The organism is Gordonia sp. p3-SID1431 (assembly GCF_025143765.1).
Classification (GTDB): domain Bacteria; phylum Actinomycetota; class Actinomycetes; order Mycobacteriales; family Mycobacteriaceae; genus Gordonia; species Gordonia hongkongensis.
Genome location: NZ_JAMBDT010000095.1, coordinates 1 through 20,265, shown reverse-complemented (window position 1 = coordinate 20,265; position 20,265 = coordinate 1). Strand labels below are relative to the sequence as shown.

Sequence of the window (20,265 nt, the reverse complement as noted above, 5' to 3'; positions counted from 1 at the left end):
GGGGGGGGCTGGGCCCCCCCCCCCCCCGCCCCGGGGGCGCGGGCGCGCGGGGGCCCCCCCCCCCCCGCGACCGGATGTCCACCCGCGGTGGTGGCGACGGCCTGCCGCACGGTCGGGGTGACCGCACCCTTGAGCCACGACACCGGATCGGACTCGATGACCTGCAGCCGGTCGATGACCGGCGCATCCTCCGGGAAGTATTCGGCGAAGATGCCGGAGATGGTCTGGCGGGCCGAGCCCGCGTCGTGGACGTCATCGATCCGGGCGGCCCACGCGCCGTCGGGCTTGGCGAAGACGATGAACGACCACGTCGGGCCGGCGTCCTTGTGCAGGAACGGTCCGACGAAGATCTCACCGTTCTGCGCATCCAGGTTGAACAGCGAGTGGTCGCCGCCCGCGCTGCTGCGGTAGGCGAAGGACTCCGGGCCGTGGTCGACGCCGGTCAGGGTGACCTGCAGCAGACGACGCTGCGGTTCCCGGTAATGCGTGCGCGACTCGTCGACCGGGAACAGCGTCGACAGTCCGCCCTTGCCGGTGGCGACGAGGGTGATGTCGGCGTCGGCGGCGATCGCGTCGAGACGGTCGAGGCCGACCTGTCCGACCTCGAATCGGCCGCCGCGGTCGAGGAACCGGGCGAGCCGGTCGTCGGCGCGGAGGCGGAGGTCGACGGCCTGGGCGACGTAGCCGTAGTCCGGGTTGAACTCGAGGACCGCGGCGCGTTCGTCGCCGCTGCCGGAGTACAACCGGGCGCTGATGCCGGTGGTGTTGCTGACCTCGTACAGGTCCTCGATGATCTCGGCATCCCATTCGCGGGACTTACCGAACAGGACACCGACACCGGTCGGCGGCACCTTGTCGCGCAACGACTCGCGGTCCCGGTCGCTGTAGAGCGTGACGTCGAACCCGGCGTCGAGGAAGCCGAGGGCGGCGCTGGTCCCGGCCAGCCCGGCCCCGATGATCGCGACCGATCGTCGTGCTGTCATGAATGGATCTCCCCTGGTTGTCGGCGTGGAAATGACTGCTCGACAGGGTGCCGGGGCGATCGGTGTGGCTGAAGGGTTAGACGCACCGAGAACGAATCGGCGCTTCGGTGCCGCTCGGGTGGGGAACGCGCTAGGCGTCGTCGCGAACCCGGCGGTACCGCTCGTAGATCACCTGTCCTCCGTAGGTCCGGGTCTCGGCGAGCGACAGCCGGATCGTGTCGGCGACCGGCGGCAGCAACGGGGTACCGCCACCGACGAGGACCGGGTAGCGGAAGATGCGGAACTCGTCGACGAATCCGAGTTCGATTGCCTGCCGGGCCAAGTCGGCGCCGCCGATCTCCACGTCGCCGTCGGTCGAGTCCAGCACCGCGGTGAGCTCGTCGGCCAGCGATCCCTGCGCCAACCGCGCGTTGCCCTCAACCGACGTGAGGGTGCGGCTGAAGACCACCTTGGGCAGCGCCGACCAGAGGTCGGCGAACGCGGCATCCGCGTCGTTCTCACGCATCCGCGGGTCGGTCTCCCAGACCAGCATCGTCTCGTAGAGCCGGCGGCCGCACACGAACGCGCCGAGCTCGCCGACCCGTTCGGTGTGGAACGCGAACAGATCGTCAGAGGGGACCGACCAGTTGAAGTTGCCGTCGCGGTCGGAGATGAAGCCGTCCACCGAGACGCCCATCGACAGAAGCAGCATGTGGGGATGTTACGACGCCTCGCCGCCACAGTCGCGGACTCCGACGCAGCAGGTGAACCCATGAGTCTGCGGTGAGGTCCGACGACACCCCGCTCGTGCCAGGCTTCCCTCAGGTGCGGGCAAGTACCATCGCCCTCTGTGCGTACGCCCCTGACCGATGCGACACCCGTCGCAACCCCGAACGAGGACGCCGCGACCGGCAACACGTCCGGGTACCGGTTGGACCTCGACGGCCTGCGCGGCATCGCGATCGCGCTGGTCGCGATCTTCCACGTCTGGTTCGGCCGGGTGTCCGGGGGCGTCGACGTCTTCCTGACCCTGTCCGGCTACTTTTTCGTCGCGTCTCTGCTCAAGCACGTCCTGGCGACCCAGCCCGCGACGAGTTCCTGGGGCGCGGCGATCAATCCGTGGCCGCGGTTCTCCCGGCTCCTGCGCCGGTTGCTGCCCGCTCTGCTGCTGGTGCTCGCGGTCACCGCCGGACTGATCGCGCTGATCATGCCGACGACGCGTTGGGGACCGCTCGGGGCCGAACTGCAGGCCAGTGCGCTGTACTACCAGAACTGGCACCTCGCGTTCGAGTCGCAGGACTACGCGGCCGCCGACTCCGCGAACAGCCCGATGCAGCATCTCTGGTCGATGTCGATGCAGGGCCAGTTCTTCGTCCTCACCCTCGTCTGCGCGCTGGCACTGGGCGCGGTGCTGCGTGCGCTCGGCCGGCGATCCGCATTCTTCGCCGACCCCAAGGTGGTCCGTGGAGTCGTCGGGATCGCGCTCGGCGTCGTCGCATTGGGCTCCTTCGCGTGGGCCAACTACCGCCACGGGATCAACCAGCCCTTCACCTACTACGACACCGTGGCCCGTCTGTGGGAACCGCTCGTGGGCGGACTCCTCGCGGTGTGGATGCCGCGCATCGCGCTGTCGCAGCGGGTGCGTGACCTACTGGGACTCGTGGCCCTGGGCCTCATCGTGACGTGTGGTTGGTGGATCGCCGGCGTCCAGGAATACCCCGCGGCGTGGGCGCTCGTCCCCGTGGGCGCGACGCTGATCCTCATCTGGGTCGGCTCGTCGCAGACCGCCCCCATCGATCAGGCCCCCGTCGATCAGAAGACGGCGTCCGGCCAGACCTCGATCCGATCCGGGGTGAGCCGCGGTCTCGCCCATCCCCGGCTGGTGTGGCTGGGCTCGATCGCCTACGCGCTGTACCTGTGGCACTGGCCGCTGCTCATCTTCTACCTGGCGTGGCGCTATCAGGACGATGTCTCGTGGTTCGAGGGCACCGCCATCCTGGCCGTGTCCGTGCTGCTCGCCTGGCTGACCACGAAGTACGTCGAAGCGCCGCTGCGTGCGGGGTCGGCGAAGCGGAAGCAGTCCCCGGTGCCGCCCGATGCCGATGGCGCGGTCGCGCGGCCGCCGTTCGAGAAGACCAGAGGCTACCGGCGCGCCCTCGTCGCGGTGCTGGTCGTCATCAGCGTCGCGGCCGGCGCCGCCGCGGTGACCTGGCAGCGCGACGCCGCCAATGCCACCCTCGACACCCAGAACCTCGACCCACGGCTGTACCCGGGGGCGCGGGCCTTCCTCGACGGCGCTCCGGTACCGAACGTGACCGCACAACCGAGTCCCGATGTCGTCGACATGGACTGGCCGATCACCTCCTACGACTCGATCATCAGCGGCTGGAAGGACCCGTCCATCAAAGTCGGGTACTACGGCAACGTGAACGCCACCCGAACCATCGCGCTGGTCGGCGGTTCGCATGCGGAACAGTGGATCACCGCGCTCGACGCCATCGGCAAGCGCCACGACTTCCGCGTGACCACCTACCTCAAGGTCGGGTGCGCCCTCACGACCGAGCACGTGTTCACGTGGTTCGGCCAGAAGTACTACCAGTGCAATGACTGGTCGCGTCGCGTCATGGAGCGGCTCGCCGTCGACAAGCCGGATGTCGTGTTCACCAACAGCACCCGGCCCGTCGAATCGGGCGACGGCGACTACGTCCCCAAGGACTACGAAGAGATCTTCTCCGAGTTCCGCGACCGCGGGCAGCGGGTCGTCGCGGTCCGCGACAACCCCTGGGCGACCGGACAACTCAAGCCGCCGGAGTGTCTCGCCAGTGGACGCAAACCCGAGGTGTGCGGCGTGCCCCGCGCTCAGGCGATGGCGCCGGCCGACCCCGCCGCCGCACTCGCCGGCGAGTTCCCCAACATGAGCTTCCTCGACTACACCGACGCCATGTGCGACGACGAGTACTGCCCCGCGGTCGTCGGGAACATCCTGGTGTGGCACGACTTCCACCACCTCTCGGCGACCTTCGTCCGCAGCCTCATCCCCGCCGTCGAAGCCGATCTCCAGCGGTCGCTGGGCTGGTGGTGACCCTTCGTGACGCTCGCAAGCTCGCTCCTCAGGGAGCGGGAGATGTGACCGCCGTCAGCACCGCCCGCGGCCCGGCGAACACCGTCTCGCGGACGTGGTTCCGGGCGAGAGTCCAGGCGGGACAGTCACATCGGGCCGCGACACCGCGCGCGTCGACGCCCTGGTCGCGGCACAACGCGATGGCACGGCGCAGGTGGAAACCCTGCGTCACGATGACCACCTCGTCGACACCGAACACCTCGCGGGCGCGCCGGCAGCTCGCCGCGGTGTCGAGACCGGCCGGGTCGTCGGTGATCACCCGCGGGCGGACCCCACGTTCTTCGAGATAGCTTCGCATCACCGCGGGTTCGTTTCCCACCTCGTCGGAACCGTTGCCCGAATTGATGATCCGGTCCACTCCCCCGGACCGGTACAGCTCGAGCGCCGTGTCGAGCCGGCCTCGCACGTAGTCGCCGGGCGAGCCGTCGTCGTAGACGAGGGAACCCAACACCAGCAGCGTGGGCCGGTGGGCGGGCGCCGTCGCGTCGTCGATCCTGCCGACCGACGAGAAGTACATCCAGGTGACGGCCAGGGTGATCCACAGTTCGACCAGCACCAGCAGCACCGGTACGACGAGACGAGCACCTGACCTCACCCCTACAACGTAGGGGGACCGACTCCCAACATGCCCATTCGAGCCCCGACCCGGCAGTCGCCCCGTGATACTGAGGGGACCTCGGTCGCGCTCAGCCTGTGCGCGCATCCATTTCGTGGTGTGAAAGTGATGGTGCGATGCCGTACATGCCGGTCACCTCGTCGATGTTCCTCCTCGCCGAGACGCGGGAGCAGCCCATGCACGTGGGCGGACTCCAACTGTTCGTACCGCGCGAGGGCCAGTCGTCGAGCGAACTCGCCGAAGAGATCATCGAGGCGTTCTGCGGCTGCACCGAAGTCCATCCGACCTTCCGCAAGCGGCCGGCGGTACCGGTGACCCTGCTGGGCAACGTGGCGTGGTCCTTCGACGACGAGATCGACTTCGACTACCACGTCCGCCGGACTGTGCTCCCCCGCCCCGGCCGCGTCCGCGAGTTGCTGCGATACGTCTCCCTCAACCATGGGGCCCTGATGGACCGGTTCCGACCGATGTGGGAGATCCACGTCATCGAGGGTCTCGACGACGGCCGGGTGGCGCTCTACAGCAAGATCCACCACTCCGTCGTCGACGGCGTCTCCGCGTTGCGCCTGCTCCAGCGGACCTTGTCCGACGACCCTGACGACCGGTCGGGTACTGCACCCTGGGACCCGGCGCTGGTCGAGCGTCGACCCCCGCGCCCCTCGCCGAGTCTGCGCAGCCGGGTGTCCGGCCTGGCGAACGTGGCAGGCCAGGTCGCCGGCCTCGGGCCCGCGGCCGCGAAGGTCGCGGTGGCCGGCCTCCGCGACCCGGAGTTCGTCGCCCCACTTGGACGGGCCCCGCGCACGATTCTCGACGTCGCGATCGGGAGCGCCCGCCGATTCGCCTCGCAGCAGTGGGAGATCGACCGTCTTCGGGCAGTGGCCGATGCCCGGAACATCACCCTCAACGACGTGATCGTCGCGATGTGTTCAGGAGCCCTGCGGTCGTACCTCATCGACCAGGACGCCCTGCCCGACGCCCCGCTCATCGCGGCGGTGCCGGTGTCGATGCACACCGACGGCGATGACGACGGCAACGCGGTGACCGCCATCCTGGTGAGTCTCGCGACCGATGAGCCGGATCCCGAACGCCGCCTGGACAAACTCGTCGAGTCGGCGCGCCATAGCAAGTCGGTGGTCCGGGGCCTTCGTCCGCTGCAGGCCCTCGCGCTGGGCGCGGCGAATTTCGCGCCGCTCGCCTTCGCGACCGTGCCCGGCTTCGTCCAGTACGTCCCCCCGCAGTTCAACATCATCATCAGCAACGTCCCCGGGCCGTCGAAGCACCTGTACTGGAACGGCGCCCGCCTCGACGGCGTGTACCCGGTCTCCATCCCGACGCAGGGCCTCGCGCTCAACATCACCGTGACCAGCACTGCCGAGCACATCAACTTCGGGCTGATCGGCGCCCGGGCCCAGCTCCCGAGCCTGCAACGCCTGCTCACGCACCTCGACACGGCGCTGGAAGAACTCGAGAAGGTCGCGCGAACCCGGTGACGTCTCCGGGCACCCGCGGCCCGGACGTGGCCTCGGACACCCTGACTCGACAGTAAGTTACTCGCGAGTATCATCGGATATGAGGTAGACCAGCGTAATTAGGCCAGCCTTGGCAGCGCGCCGGTGGCGCAACGAATTACGGTTACCTGTAGTACACCGCCCCGTGGTACCCAGCCTCGCGTTCCGCGACCGGGGGCGGACGACCTAGACGAAAGGCCGGTACGCGCCCGTGACTACCACGACGATTGCCATCGGCACGACAGCCGCGGTGATCAGCCTCCTCTGCTGGTACCTGTTCCTCGGTGGCGTGGTGCGGATCTTCCGCACCATCAAGCTCGGGCACAAGGTCGACAGCTCCCGCTTCTGGCCCATCCTCCCGCGCTTCCTGACGATGATGAAGGAATTCATCGTCCACACGCGCATGGTGAAGTTCCGCACCGTCGGCTGGGCGCACTGGCTCGTGATGGTCGGCTTCCTCGGCGGATTCCTGCTGTGGTTCGAGGCCTACGGACAGTCCATCAACCCGGAGTTCCACTGGCCCGTCTTCGGTGACACCTTCGCGTGGCACCTCTGGGACGAACTCCTCGGCATCGCCACCGTCGTCGGCATCATCGTGCTGATCGTGATCCGCCAGCTCAACCACCCGCGCGTCCCCGAGCGGTTGTCGCGCTTCGGCGGTTCGCGCTTCGGACCGGCCTACTTCGTCGAGGTCATCGTGCTGCTCGAGGGCCTGGGCATGATCCTGGTCAAGGCGTCGAAGATCGCGACCTACGGCCACGCGAACGCCTACTCCGACTTCTTCACCATGCAGGTCGCGAAGATCCTCCCGGCCTCGCCGACCCTGGTGTCGATCTTCGCCGTGATCAAGCTGATGAGCGGCATGGTCTGGCTGGCGATGGTCGGCATGAACATCAGCTGGGGCGTTGCCTGGCACCGTTTCTCGGCCTTCTTCAACATCTACTTCAAGCGCGAGCAGGACGGCGGCGTCGCCCTCGGTGCCGCGAAGCCGATGATGAGCCAGGGCAAGGTCCTCGACATGGAGACCGCCGATCCCGATGTCGACGCGTTCGGCGCCGGCAAGATCGAGGACTTCTCGTGGAAGGGCTGGCTCGACTTCACCACGTGTACCGAGTGTGGTCGCTGCCAGTCGCAGTGTCCGGCGTGGAACACCGGCAAGCCGCTGAGCCCGAAGCTGCTGATCATGTCGCTGCGCGACCACGGCAATGCCAAGGCCCCGTACCTGCTCGCCGGTGGCCGCAAGGACATGGGCGGCGACGAGGTAGGCCTCGTCGACGCCGACGGAAACGTCCTCGAGGACAAACTCAACGCGATCCCCGAGTCGGCGCGCGCCGAGGCGGCCCGCAAGCTCGTCGGTGAATCGAAGGGCGATCTCGGCGGCGGTCAGGTCGTCGAAGCCGTGGAGGGTGAGTTCGATCCCGAGGCGCTCGGTGCCGTCATCGACACCGAGACCCTGTGGAGCTGCACCACCTGCGGTGCCTGCGTCGAGCAGTGCCCGGTCGACATCGAGCACGTCGACCACATCCTCGACATGCGCCGCTACCAGGTCCTGATCGAGTCGGACTTCCCGACCGAGCTGGCCGGCATGTTCAAGAACCTCGAGAACAAGGGCAACCCGTGGGGCCAGAACGCCTCCGCGCGCACCGCCTGGATCGACGAGATGGACATCGAGATCCCGGTCTTCGGCAAGGACGTCGAGTCGTTCGAGGGCTTCGAGTACCTGTTCTGGGTCGGCTGTGCCGGTGCTTACGAGGACCGCGCCAAGAAGACCACCAAAGCCGTCGCCGAGCTCCTCGACATGGCCGCGGTGAACTTCATGGTCCTCGGCGAGGGCGAGACCTGTACCGGTGACTCCGCACGACGTGCCGGCAACGAGTTCCTCTTCCAGATGCTCGCGCAGCAGAACATCGAGATGCTCGGCGAGGTCTTCGCGACCGCGCCCGAGCAGCGCAAGAAGGTCGTCGTCACCTGTGCGCACTGCTTCAACGCACTGGGCAACGAGTACCCGCAGCTGGGCGCGAAGTACGAGGTCGTCCACCACACCCAGCTGCTGAACCGTCTCGTGCGCGAGAAGCGGCTCGTTCCGGTCGCACCGCTCGGCGAGGGCGTCACCTACCACGACCCGTGCTACCTGGGCCGCCACAACAAGGTCTACGACGCCCCGCGTGAGTTGATGGGTGCGGCCGGTTCGACGCTCACCGAGATGCCCCGCCACGGCGAACGGTCCATGTGCTGTGGTGCCGGCGGTGCCCGCATGTGGATGGAAGAGCAGATCGGCAAGCGGATCAACATCGACCGGGTCGACGAGGCGCTCGATACTCTCGGCGATACCACCGGCGATCAGGTCAAGAAGGTCGCGACCGGCTGTCCGTTCTGCCGCGTCATGCTCACCGACGGTGTGACCGCCCGGACGAGCGGTACCGAGTCCGAGGGCAAGGTCGAGGTCGTCGACGTCGCGCAGTTGCTGCTCGAGTCGGTGAAGCGCGACCGGACCGAGGTCAAGCTCGGCGGCCGGTTCCTCGGACCGCGTCCCACGCTCGCCGAGCCGGAGCCGGAACCCGAGCCCGAGAAGGTGCCCGCGGCGGCGACTGCGTCGGCCGCGACCACGGAGGCCGCGCCGAAGCCGAAGGTCGGCCTGGGCATGAAGGGCGGCAAGAAGCCGGGCGCGGCGGCCAAGACCGCGGCACCGGAAGCACCCGCCGAGAAGGCACCCGCCGAGAAGAAGCCGGCATCGAAGGGCTTCGGCATGAAGGGCGGCAAGAAGCCCGGTGCCGCAGCGGCGTCGGCCGCCCCGGAGCAGGCAGCCGCCGAGACCGCAGCCGAGGCACCCGCCGAGAAGAAGCCGGCAGCCAAGGGCTTCGGCATGAAGGGCGGCGCCAAGCGTCCCGGTGCCGCGAGCAAGCCCGCCGGTGGTACCGCCGAGCCGGTGCCGGCCGAGACCGAGTCGTCCGAGGCGGTCAAGGAGGAGGTCGCCGAGGCCACCACCGAGACGCCGCAGGCCGAGAGGAAGCCCGCATCCAAGGGCTTCGGCATGGGCAAGGCCAAGCGCCCGGGTCAGAAGACCACCAACGCGGCGGCCCCCGCCGCCGGGGTGACCGCGCCCGCCGAGAGCAAGGTCGACGAGAGCGAATCGGCCCCGGACGCCGCCCCGACCGTGGACACGGAATCGGCCTCGGCGACAGCGGGAACGACGACAGCGGAGTCGGCTACCGCCGGATCGGCTACCGCGGGATCGGCGACGGAATCACCTGTTGCTGCCGCAACGGAAGAGAAGCCCGGCAAGGCCAAGGGCTTCGGGATGTCCGCGGGCAAGAAGCGGCCCGGTGGTATCGGCAAGGCCGCGGCACCTGCCGAGGCTGCGGACGCCCCCGCTCCCGAGACGGACGTCGAACCGGCCGAGACCGCCGAGGCACCGGCCGCCGAGGCCCCGGCTGCTGAGACTCCAGCCGCCGAGGCGCCGCAGGGCGGTTCCGCCGCCGTGCTGACCGAGGAGAAGCCGGCCAAGGCCAAGGGCTTCGGCATGGCCGCGGGCAAGAAGCGACCGGGCGGCGCGAGCAAGGCCGCACCGGCAGCTGCTCCGGCTCCAAAAGCGGCCCCCGAGCCGGAACCGGCGTCGGAACCCGAGGCCCCGCAGGCCGAGGAGACCTCAGCCGAGGAGGCCCCGGCGACCGAGGCCGACGACGCGGGTGCAGCCGAGGTCGAGAGCACGGGCGACGCAGGTGACACCGACACGGAGGCGGCGCCTGCGGCGTCGAGCAACGGCTCGTCCGCGGCTCGCACGGTCGCCGAGACCGGGGCGTCGAAGGCCAAGGGCTTCGGCATCGCGGCCGGCAAGAAGCGGCCCGGCCACAAGTAGATCGCTCAGCAAGGCAGACAGATGTCGTCTTTCATGGCGCCCACCGCCACGAAAGGCGACATCTCTCGTTTCAGGTGACCTCCGCTTCGACACGCGCCAGAAACGCATTTGCCACCGGCTGCGACAATGTACCCGTGAGTAGGCCCCATGTTTCGCACCTCAACCAGAACCTCAAGCCGCTCGAGCAGTCGCTCAAGCTGCAGAACGTGTGCTACGAGATCCGCGGTCCCGTCCACGCGCACGCGCAGCGGCTCGAGGCGGAGGGCCATCGAATCCTCAAGCTGAACATCGGCAACCCGGCGCTGTTCGGCTTCGAGGCCCCCGACGTGATCATGCGCGACATGATCCACGCCCTCCCCTACGCGCAGGGCTACTCCGAGTCGGCCGGTGTGCTCTCCGCGCGTCGTGCCGTGGTGACCCGCTACGAGCTCATCCCCGACTTCCCCTACTTCGACGTCGACGACGTCATCCTGGGCAACGGCGTCTCCGAGCTCATCACCATGACGATGCAGGCGCTGCTGAACGACGGCGACGAGGTCCTGATCCCGGCGCCCGACTACCCGCTGTGGACCGCGATGACCTCGCTGTCCGGCGGGCAGCCCGTGCACTACCGCTGCGACGAGGAGAACGGGTGGAACCCCGACGTCGCCGACATCGCCGCGAAGATCACCGACCGCACCAAGGCGATCGTCATCATCAACCCGAACAATCCGACCGGCGCGGTCTACTCCCGCGAGGTCCTCGAGCAGCTCGTCGAACTCGCCCGCGAGCACTCGCTGCTGATCCTCGCCGACGAGATCTACGACAAGATCATCTACGACGACGCCGAGCATGTGAACGTGGCCTCGCTGGCGCCGGATCTGTTGTGCCTCACCTTCAACGGCCTGTCGAAGGCGTACCGCGTCTGCGGCTACCGCGCCGGGTGGGTCGTGATGACCGGACCGAAGGACCACGCGCGCGGGTTCATCGAGGGCATGGGCATTTTGGCATCGACGCGCCTGTGCGCCAACGTGCCGGGCCAGCACGCGATCCAGGTGGCCCTCGGCGGTTACCAGTCCATCGAGGCCCTCGTCTCCCCTGGCGGCCGGTTGTACGAACAGCGGAACGTGACCTGGGAGAAGCTGAACGAGATCCCCGGGGTCAGCTGCGTCAAGCCCAAGGGCGCGCTGTACGCCTTCCCCCGCCTCGATCCCGAGGTCTACGAGATCCACAACGACGAACTGTTCGTCCAGGACCTGCTCCTGCAGGAGAAGATCCTCGTCGTCCAGGGGACGGGGTTCAACCTCGACGACCACAACCACTTCCGCATCGTCACGCTGCCGTGGTCCCGGGATCTGACTGAGGCCGTGGAGCGGATCGGCAACTTCCTGTCGTCGTATCGACAGTGATCCCGCGGAGTTCCGCGAAGTCCCTGGTGAGGGCCCGGTCATCCGACCGGGCCCTCGCTGCTTTGCCGGGGTCTGGACATTTGTGTAACCGTTGGTAACGTGTACCTCCATCGGCGGAGCACACACAACGAGGTGACAGATGGCTCAACAGGCGATTCGACGACCCGAGTGGAGTCCGGGGACCGTCAGCAACAACGGAATCCGGCTGGCCACCTACGAGCTGGGCGATCCGTCGAAACCGACGGTGCTGCTGGTGCACGGCTGGCCGGACACCCACCACCTGTGGACCCACATCGCGCCGCGGCTGGCGGAGCAGTATCACGTGGTCGCCTATGACTGCCGCGGCTTCGGCGAGAGCGACCGCCCCCGGCGGGTCGCCGCCTACCGCCTCGACGAGCTCGCCGACGACCTGTACGCGGTCGCGGAGTCGGTGAGTCCCGACGACGCCGTACACGTGGTGGCACACGACTGGGGATCGGTGCAGACATGGGAGGCCGTCAGCCGCCCGCGCGCCAACGCCCGCATCGCCTCATTCGTCTCGGTGTCCGGCCCCAACCTCGACCACCTCGGTCAGTTCGTCCGCGATCAGGTCGCCAGCCCCACCCCTCGACACCTGCGCAATGTGCTCGCGCAGTCGATGTCGTCGGCCTACACAGGCCTGTTCCAGCTTCCGGTGCTCCCCAACGTGTTGTTGCGCGCGATGGGCAATCCGGCGGTGTGGAAACAGTTCCTGCGCGCAGTCGAAGGAACGCCACCGGAGAACGTCGACGTCGCCGACTCGTTGCGCCGCGACATGGTGACCGGCCTCGCCCTGTACCGCGCGAACATCCGCGCCAAACTCCTGCGGCCCGATCCGCGGACCACCACGGTGCCGGTGCTCCAGGTGGTCAACGAACGCGACATCGCGCTGCGGCCGGCCATCTACGACATCACGCCGACGTACGTCGCGAAACTCTGGCGCCGCGACACCCCGACCGGACATTGGCTGCCCTACACCCACCCCGACTATCTGACCGATCTCGTCCTGGATTTCCTTGCGGTGCAGACCAACAGTGGGGCCCCGGCCCCGGTCATCGAGCGGGCACGCCTGTTCACCGAACCGAAACCGCTGGCGGGCAAACTCGTCGTGATCACCGGCGCGGGCAGCGGCATCGGACGCGAGACGGCCCTGGCATTGGCCGAACGCGGGTGCGAGCTCGTCCTGGCCGACCTCGACCTCGCGTCCGCCGACGAGACCGCCCGCGCCTGCAAGGCCGCGGGGTCGGCCGCACACGCCTACCTCCTCGACGTCTCCGACACCGCCGAGTTCACCACCTTCGCCGCTCGCGTCCGAGAGGCCCACGGCATTCCCGACATCGTGGTCAACAACGCCGGAATCGGTTTGGCCGGTGGGGTGTTGGCGGCCACCGACGAGCAGGTCGACCGGCTCCTCGACGTCAACCTGCGCGGCGTCGTCACCGGCAGCCGGGAGTTCGGCCGGCAGATGGTCGAGCGCGGGGTCGGCGGGCACATCGTCAACATCGCGTCGGCCGCGGCGTTCACGCCGTCACGCAGCCTCGGCCTGTACTCGGCGTCGAAAGCGGGGGTACTCCTCTTCTCCGAGTCGCTCCGCGCCGAGCTCGCCGAACACCGCATCGGCGTCAGCGCGATCTGTCCCGGACTCGTCGACACCAACATCGTCTCCTCGACGCCGATCGCCGGCCTCGACGCCGACGCCGAACAGGCCCGCCGCGATCGGCTCGACCGGTTCTACCAGCGCCGGGGATTCACTCCGGACCGGGTCGCCGGTGAGATCGTCGCTGCCATCGAGCACAACAAGGCGGTGGTGCCGGTGACCGTGGAGGCGAAGGTGGGATACCGGATCTACCGCTTCGCGCCGTGGCTGTCGCGCATCGGCGCCCGTCAGAACATCACGGGGTGAACGCCATGACGCACAACGACAATCGTGCACCGGGGGACGCTTCGTCGGCCGATCCGGGGCCCGTCGAGCTGCACGCCCGCAACGTGGCGTTCGACTGGGACGATGTCCCGCTCCACTGGATACCCGGCCACCCGGTCGCGTCGAACTTCATCAGCGTGCTCAATCTCCTGCTCCCGGAGGGCGAGCGGTGGTTCGTGCAGACCTACAACGAGGCCCTTCCGCTGGTCGACGACGAGGAACTCGCCTCTCGCATGCGAGGATTCATCGGCCAGGAGGCGATGCACGCCGAGGCCCACGATCACGTCCTGTGGGAGTTCCTCGATCACCACGGCATCGACCCGCGGCCCTACCAGCTACAGATGGAGTGGATCTTCCGCAAGGTGCTCGGCCCGCTGGAGGGTGGCACCCAGGAGGCCCGCGACAAGCATCTCGTCGAACGCCTCTGGCTCATCGCGGCTTTGGAGCACTACACCGCCATCCTCGGCGACTTCGCGCTGAACAACACCTGGACCCGGGTCGGGGCGCACCCCACGATGACCGACCTGTTCATGTGGCATGGCGCCGAGGAGGTGGAGCACCGGGCCGTCGCACACGATGTCGCCGCGTACTTCGGCGACGGATATCTGCGTCGCGGCCGGGCGATGTTCGTGGTGCTGCCGATCCTGTTGATCCTCATCCAGCGGGGTTACCGATTCATCATGGGCCAGGACAGGTCGTTGTCGTACAACTACTTCCAGAAGACCTGGCATTACCACCGTGGGGTGCGGGCCGGCGTGCTCCCGAAGATGCGGACGATCGTCTTCGCCACCTTCAGCTACTTCCGGCCCGGGTTCCGGCCGGAGGACATCGGCAGCACCGCACAGGCGGTCGCCTATCTCGCGAGCTCGCCGGCCGCGCGCAACGCGGCGTGAGTGCGGACGGGAGAGCAGGGTCATGAACCAACGCGCGCATCCGCATTCGACAACGCTCACGCAACCACCGCCCCACCTGCACGGCCGATGGCGGCATGACCCGCTGCTCACCGTCGGCACCATGATGTTCCGGGCGTGGTGGCCGGTCTGGCGGCCGCTGTCACCGCTGCGCCGAGGTGCGGTGCGCGACGGGGCCACCCGGGTCCGGATCGTCGAACGCGAGGTGGTCGCGCGCGACGAGAACGTCATCGCGCTCACCCTCGCCGCCGCGGACGATGGCGCGCTGCCGAACTGGCATGCCGGGGCGCACATCGATCTGTTGTTGCCGTCGGGACGCATGCGGGAGTACTCGCTGTGCGGTGACACCGCGGATCGGGAGCACTACCGGATCGCGGTGCGCCGGATTCCCGACGGCGGTGGCGGTTCGGTCGAGGTCCACGACTCGTTGCGTATCGGCGACGTCTTCTCGATCAAGGGTCCCCGCAACGCCTTTCCGTTCGCGGTCCCCGGCCACGGATCACCTGCGCGCCGAATCCGCTTCGTCGCGGCCGGCATCGGCATCACCCCGATCCTGCCGATGCTCGCCACGGCCGAACGCTTCGGGCTGGACTGGTCGATGATCTACACCGGCCGCACCGCCGAGTCGATCCCGTTCCTCGACGAGGTGGCAGCGTTCGGCGACCGCGTCACCATCCGGACCGACGACGTCCACGGACTGCCGAGCATGGCCGATCTGGTCGGTCCCGTCGACGCTCCCGCCGACCTCGCCGTCTATTGTTGCGGCCCGGTTCCCATGCTGGAGGGGCTTCGCCGTCATCTCGCGACACGCGCCGACATCGAGCTGCACTACGAGCGGTTCAGCCCGCCGCCGGTGGAGAACGGCTCCGAGTTCACGGTGACGCTGGCCTCGACCGGTCAGGAGATCCCGGTCGCCGCAGACGAATCGGCGCTCGCCGCGATCCGCCGGGTGGTGCCGTCGGTACCGTACTCGTGCCGGCAGGGATTCTGCGGCACCTGCAAGGTCAGGACGCTGTCCGGCGAGGTCGACCACCGCGACAACATCCTGACCGAGCCCGAGCGCGCGGCCGGGACCATGCTGACCTGCGTATCACGCAGTCCCGGCGGGAACCTCACCCTCGACCTCTGAGGCTTTCGCCCCCTGAGCTGAGGTGCGAGGAGCGCTGGCGACAACCCCTCCGCTCCCTGAGGTGCGAGGAGCGCTGGCGACAACCCCTCCGCTCCCTGAGGTGCGAGGAGCGCTAGCGACGAGCCACGAAGGGTTCCCGCTCCCCCGCAACAAGAACGCCGCCGCGACGCCCGCGACCGCCGTGACGGCGACCGCGGCCCAGACCGCGTCGTGCAACCCGACCATGAAGGCATCCTGCACCGCGACCCGGACCGCATCACCGATCGCGCCCGGCGCCTGGTCGGCCACCCCGACCCCGGCCATCACCGATTGCTTCGCCGCGTCGACCGCCTCGGCCGGCAACCCGCTGCCCGACAGCCGGTCCCCGACCCCGGCGACATACGCGGACGTCAGGATCGACCCGAGGACCGCGACACCGAGCGTCCCGCCGATCTCGCGTGTCGTGTCGTTGACCGCACTGCCCGCGCCGGCCTGTTCCGGACGCAGCGCGTCCATGATGAGCTGGGTGCACGGGCCGGAGATGAAGGCGAGACCCGCCGCCATCAGCGACATCGCCCAGATGATGAGTTCCCAATACCCGGAGTCCCGCGCGGAGAGCTCGACGAGCGCGAACCCGCCGGACATCAGGAAGGCCCCGATCACCGAGACCACCCGGGTCCCGAAACGATGCGACAGCGCCATCGCGACCGGCGACAGCGCCGCCATCACGATCGCGAACGGAAGGGTACGGACACCGGCCGCCAGCGGACCGTATCCCTTCACCGCCTGGAAGAACTGCGTGATCAGGAAGATGAAGCCGAAGAGCGCGAAGAACGCCACGCTGATCATCCCGGCCGCGGTCGCAAAGCGCCGGTTGGCGAAGAGCCGGACGTCGAGGATGGGGTGCGCGATCCGCAGCTGTGTGGCCACGAACACCGCCAGGATGGCCACTGCAACAACGACACCCACTACCGTGCGCGCCGTGGCCCAACCGACGTGGGGTGCCTCGATCAGGGTGAAGGTCAGCAGGCCCAGGCCGGCGATCGAGAGCACGACCCCGAGCGCGTCGAACCGGGGCACCGACACCGGTCGCGTGCCGGGTACGACCGCCAGGATCATCGCGAGGGCCACCACACCGAACGGGACGTTGACCCAGAACACCGATGTCCACGAGAAGTGTTCGAGGAGCCAGCCGCCGAGAACCGGTCCGATGGCCACCGCCACTCCGGAGACCGCCGCCCAGATCCCGACAGCCATCGCGCGTTCCCGGGCATCGACGAAGATGGTCGTGATGATCGCGAGCGTGGCGGGGAAGACCAGCGCCGCGAAGACCCCGAGCCCCGCACGGCCGGCGACGAGCTGCCCGAGGTTCTGGGATGACGCCGCCAGCACCGACACCAGCATGAAACCTCCGATGCCGGTGAGGAGCACCCGACGGTGCCCGAACCGGTCACCGAGGTAGCCGCCGGTCAACAGCAGGCCGGCGAAGACGAGCGTGTAGGCGTCGACGATCCATTGCAGGCCCGAGATACCGGCGCCGAGGTCGCGGGCGAGCGTCGGGAGGGCCACGTTGACGATCGTGTTGTCGATCATCACGAGTAGTTCGGCGAAGCTGAGGGCGCCCAACGCCCACCAGCGAGCATGCGTGCGTTCGGTTGGCATCGATCTTCTCCTGGTCGAGTGGCGCAAGCGGTTTCGGCGATCCGCTAGAACAACGTTCCAGCGTTGTAGAACAGTGTTCTATTCAAGAAGAACACCGTTCCAGTAGGTTGTCAACATGTCTCCCGCGAAGCCGCGCACGCGTACAGCAGGCGCCGACGTCCGATCCGCGCTGCTCCGGGCAGGTCGCACAATCCTCGAGCGCGATGGCACGGCCGGTCTGACGGTTCGGGCCGTGGCCGGTGAGGCGAAGGTCGCCCCGATGGGCGTCTACAACCACTTCGACGGCCGGGACGGCCTGCTGGACGCCCTGGTCACCGACGGTTACGCCGAATTCGGACGGGCGATTGCGACGAGGGATGACGATCCGGCGACTCGTCTGCGCAACGCCGGTGTGGCGTACCGGAAGTTCGCACTCGCCAATCCGGTGCTTTACGGGCTGATGTTCTCAGCGCAGTGCACGCCCGAGATCGACGTGGCCGCAAACGCATTCGAGGTCCTCGTCGACACCATCCGGTACGGCCAGGTGGCCGGGGTCATCTTGTCCGCCGATCCCGTCGAACAAGCCATGCAGACCTGGTCCGCCGTTCACGGCGCCGTGAGTCTCGAACTCGCCCATGCCTATCACCCCGACGTCGATGCATCGGCGAACTACGAGAACGTCCTCGACTTCGTGGCGCGCGCGCTGGCGCCCCGGCCCGGCGACTGAGACCCTGCTCGGGGACGGTCATCGGGTTCGTGCGTCAGGGCAGGACGATCGGCGGCAGACCGGGAAGCGGGATCGTCACGCCGCCTGGCGGACGCGGAGTCCGCGACCGGGGACGAGGCCGGGGCGCAGGCTCCTCCGCGGAGGGCGTCGTCGTCTCCGGCGGAGGCGGAGTCGTGTACCGGCGCGCCGGTTGCCGGGCCTCGGCATAGATTGCGGGATCGGCGAATTCGGGTTCCGGGGTGGCGGTGGTGCGCTGGGGAAGAGGCGCGGCGACGGTCGGCGACGCCTCATCGTGTCCGACGGCCAACGCCGTGGCCACCGCGACGACGGCCGCCGCGCACAGCAGCGCCACCGCGGCGAGAACGCGCTTGCCTCCGCGCCGTCGTCGACTCGCGCCGGCCGAATGCGGCCCTGCTACGGACACGTCGGAGTGCGGTGGAGCCCCGATGGCCGACCCTGTGTCCGCCGAATACCCGGCCATCGGATCGACGTTCACGTCCCCATCGCCGGACCGGACGGGCGGCGTGGGCGTGTGCGCCGACGTCCACCGTGGCGCAGACTCGGCCGACGGCGGCGGCTCGGCAACCGGATTCGTCGGCGTGCGCAGATCGTGACCGGCTGGAGAGAGCTCGGAGAACTGCTGGTCGTCCCGAAGCGGCTGCGCGCGAGGGACATCCGGGGCAGCAACATACGGAGCGAGCGCCCCGAACGCCGTGGCCACCACCGGTGGCGACTGAGTGACGGACTCGAAGATGGGGGTGTCGTGCGTGTCGTGCGTATGGTCGTCGCCACGCGGAGCCATCTCGGCGGGAGCCGAGAAACCGTCATCCGACCGGGTCGGGACCGCATCCTGTTCGGCGGGCGGGGTCGCCACCCCCACGTCTGGTTCGATCACATCGCCGGACACTGCGATCGCGTGCGGTACCTCCGGTTCCGCCGCGTGTCCGCCGTGCGCCGGGGGCCGAGTGATGCTTCCCGACGGATCGACGTCGACGACCGGCACGGGTACGGCTCGCGCGATCGCGTCCCGGAGGCCGGGCCATGCGCTCACGCGATCGGCGACCACGACCGCGGGGGCGGAGGCTCCGGACACCGCCGCGCGAGCGAGGTCTTCGGCGCGTGCGGTCAGCGGGGCTCCGGCTTCGGCGACGTCGCGGCGCGCCATGCGGAACAGCCGGATGTGGTCGCGGCCCATCAGGAAGGTGCCGTCGGACTCGCGGAGCCGCTCGCGGCCGCGGGTGACGAGGTCGAGGACCTCCTCGTGCCATTCGCGCGAGGTCGGTGCCGCCACCCGCCCGACCCGAACGAGATGGTCGGCAATCACCTCATCCAGGACGGCGAGGGTGAGACCGGAATCGGAGTAGGAGTCCGCGACGGTCCCTCGAGTCGGGTCCAGGCGTCCCACCGAGACGCCCGCCCGCGGATCGAGATCGAACAGCACGACCTCGGCGTTCTGCGCGATCCACCGCTCAGCGAGTTCGGCGCGCACGGCGTCGACGACGGCAGCACTGACCGTGACCTCTGCCTGCGCAGACGTCGGTGTCACGGCCGGATCGGCCACCGTGTCGGTCATCTGGTTATTTCCTGCACCTCACGTGCACCTCGCCTCATGTCCCCCACCGGCGAGAAGGTGCCTCCTGGACAGTCGCGAGCTCAACCTAGCACGACTCAGCGGACGGTGGCCCCCGGCGCATATCCGTTCACCTGCTCGGACGGGTGGTTTCGCGGCGCCGGGCGGGTGGGAGCGGGGCCGCCCAGGGCGCGGTAGTCCCAACCCGCGTCGCGCCACATCTGCGGGTCGAGGCAGCGCCGACCGTCGACGATGCGCTTGGCGCGGACGACGCCCTCGAGTTCTTCGGGCGCCATGTGCACGAACTCGGCCCACTCGGTGGCGATGACGACGACGTCGGCCCGGTCGCACGCGTCGCGCGCCGAGGTGGCGTAGCCGAGGCTCGGGTGGACGCGTCGTGAGTTGTCCATCGCCTTCGGGTCGAAGACGGTCACCGACGCCCCTTCGAGCGCCAGCCTGCTGGCCACCGTCAGCGCGGGTGAGTCACGGACGTCGTCGCTCTCCGGTTTGAAGGCGGCGCCCAGGACGGCGACGTTGCGCCCGAGGACCTCGCCGCCGAGGGCCTCGAAGACCAGTTCCACCGCCGCACCCCGGCGACGCATGTTGATGGCGTCGACCTCCCGCAGGAAGCCGACGGCCCGCGGGGCGCCCATGTCGTCGGCGCGCGCGGTCAGGGCGCGGATGTCCTTGGGCAGGCAACCGCCGCCGAAACCGAGACCGGCGTTGAGGAATCGGCGTCCGATCCGCGGGTCGTGCCCGATCGCGTCGGCGAGGGTGTTGATGTCGGCGCCGGCGATCTCGCACAGTTCGCTGATCGCGTTGATGAACGAGATCTTGGTGGCCAGAAAGGCGTTCGCCGAGACCTTCACGAGTTCGGCGGTGGCCCAGTCGGTCTCGATCAGCGGCACGCCGGTCTCG

The 20,265-nt window shown here is 68.8% G+C and carries 14 protein-coding genes; 8 read left to right on the top strand and 6 right to left on the bottom strand.

Features of this window, described 5'->3' with window-relative positions:
• The coding region (locus tag M4D77_RS19460; protein WP_259937075.1) for a styrene monooxygenase/indole monooxygenase family protein at positions 1-983 on the bottom strand (983 nt) is incomplete at its 3' end.
• 130 nt (positions 984-1,113) lie between these two features.
• On the bottom strand, positions 1,114-1,674 hold the full coding sequence (locus M4D77_RS19455; RefSeq protein WP_259937073.1) for a dihydrofolate reductase family protein: 561 nt from the start codon (positions 1,672-1,674) through the stop codon (positions 1,114-1,116).
• 138 nt (positions 1,675-1,812) lie between these two features.
• Between M4D77_RS19455 and M4D77_RS19450 the strand changes: the two genes are divergently transcribed.
• A complete protein-coding gene (locus M4D77_RS19450) occupies positions 1,813-4,044 on the top strand; it encodes an acyltransferase family protein (protein WP_259937071.1) in 2,232 nt (743 codons plus the stop codon).
• A gap of 28 nt (positions 4,045-4,072) precedes the next feature.
• Here M4D77_RS19450 and M4D77_RS19445 read toward each other — a convergent pair whose 3' ends face one another.
• Positions 4,073-4,600: a vancomycin high temperature exclusion protein gene (locus M4D77_RS19445; protein ID WP_259937077.1), complete on the bottom strand. Its 528-nt coding sequence runs from the start codon at positions 4,598-4,600 to the stop codon at positions 4,073-4,075.
• 215 nt (positions 4,601-4,815) lie between these two features.
• Between M4D77_RS19445 and M4D77_RS19440 the strand changes: the two genes are divergently transcribed.
• The 6 genes from M4D77_RS19440 to M4D77_RS19415 all read left to right on the top strand — a co-directional run bounded on the left by M4D77_RS19440 (position 4,816) and on the right by M4D77_RS19415 (position 15,430).
• Positions 4,816-6,189 carry a wax ester/triacylglycerol synthase family O-acyltransferase gene (locus tag M4D77_RS19440; protein WP_058249642.1) on the top strand — a complete coding sequence of 458 codons (1,374 nt, stop codon included), beginning with the start codon at positions 4,816-4,818 and terminating at the stop codon, positions 6,187-6,189.
• 229 nt (positions 6,190-6,418) lie between these two features.
• The gene (locus M4D77_RS19435; RefSeq protein ID WP_259937069.1) at positions 6,419-10,063 is read left to right on the top strand and encodes a (Fe-S)-binding protein; all 3,645 of its coding nucleotides are present in this window, start codon (positions 6,419-6,421) and stop codon (positions 10,061-10,063) included.
• Positions 10,064-10,197: 134 nt separating this feature from the next.
• Positions 10,198-11,451, top strand: a complete 1,254-nt coding sequence (locus M4D77_RS19430) for a pyridoxal phosphate-dependent aminotransferase (protein WP_259937067.1) — start codon at positions 10,198-10,200, stop codon at positions 11,449-11,451.
• A 139-nt stretch (positions 11,452-11,590) separates the two neighbouring features.
• Positions 11,591-13,372 (top strand): SDR family oxidoreductase, encoded by a 1,782-nt coding sequence (locus M4D77_RS19425; protein ID WP_259937065.1) that lies wholly within the window; start codon positions 11,591-11,593, stop codon positions 13,370-13,372.
• A gap of 5 nt (positions 13,373-13,377) precedes the next feature.
• Positions 13,378-14,283 carry a metal-dependent hydrolase gene (locus M4D77_RS19420; RefSeq protein ID WP_247450354.1) on the top strand — a complete coding sequence of 302 codons (906 nt, stop codon included), beginning with the start codon at positions 13,378-13,380 and terminating at the stop codon, positions 14,281-14,283.
• A 22-nt stretch (positions 14,284-14,305) separates the two neighbouring features.
• Positions 14,306-15,430, top strand: coding sequence for a PDR/VanB family oxidoreductase (locus tag M4D77_RS19415; protein WP_259937063.1), 1,125 nt, complete (start codon positions 14,306-14,308; stop codon positions 15,428-15,430).
• On the opposite strand, the gene M4D77_RS19410 is transcribed toward M4D77_RS19415, so the two are convergent.
• Entirely contained in the window at positions 15,392-17,071 is a 1,680-nt protein-coding gene (locus tag M4D77_RS19410) for a DHA2 family efflux MFS transporter permease subunit (protein ID WP_259937061.1), read from the bottom strand. The genes M4D77_RS19415 and M4D77_RS19410 overlap by 39 nt on opposite strands.
• 115 nt (positions 17,072-17,186) lie before the next feature.
• Here M4D77_RS19410 and M4D77_RS19405 point away from each other — a divergent pair, with 115 nt between their 5' ends.
• Complete coding sequence (locus tag M4D77_RS19405) at positions 17,187-17,777, top strand: TetR/AcrR family transcriptional regulator (RefSeq protein ID WP_058249636.1); 591 nt, start codon at positions 17,187-17,189, stop codon at positions 17,775-17,777.
• A gap of 34 nt (positions 17,778-17,811) precedes the next feature.
• Here M4D77_RS19405 and M4D77_RS19400 read toward each other — a convergent pair whose 3' ends face one another.
• Together M4D77_RS19400 and M4D77_RS19395 are read right to left on the bottom strand one after the other, a co-directional pair.
• Complete coding sequence (locus M4D77_RS19400; protein ID WP_259937059.1) at positions 17,812-19,350, bottom strand: hypothetical protein; 1,539 nt, start codon at positions 19,348-19,350, stop codon at positions 17,812-17,814.
• Between the two features lie 95 nt (positions 19,351-19,445).
• The coding region (locus M4D77_RS19395) for a nucleotide sugar dehydrogenase (protein ID WP_259937058.1) at positions 19,446-20,265 on the bottom strand (820 nt) is incomplete at its 5' end.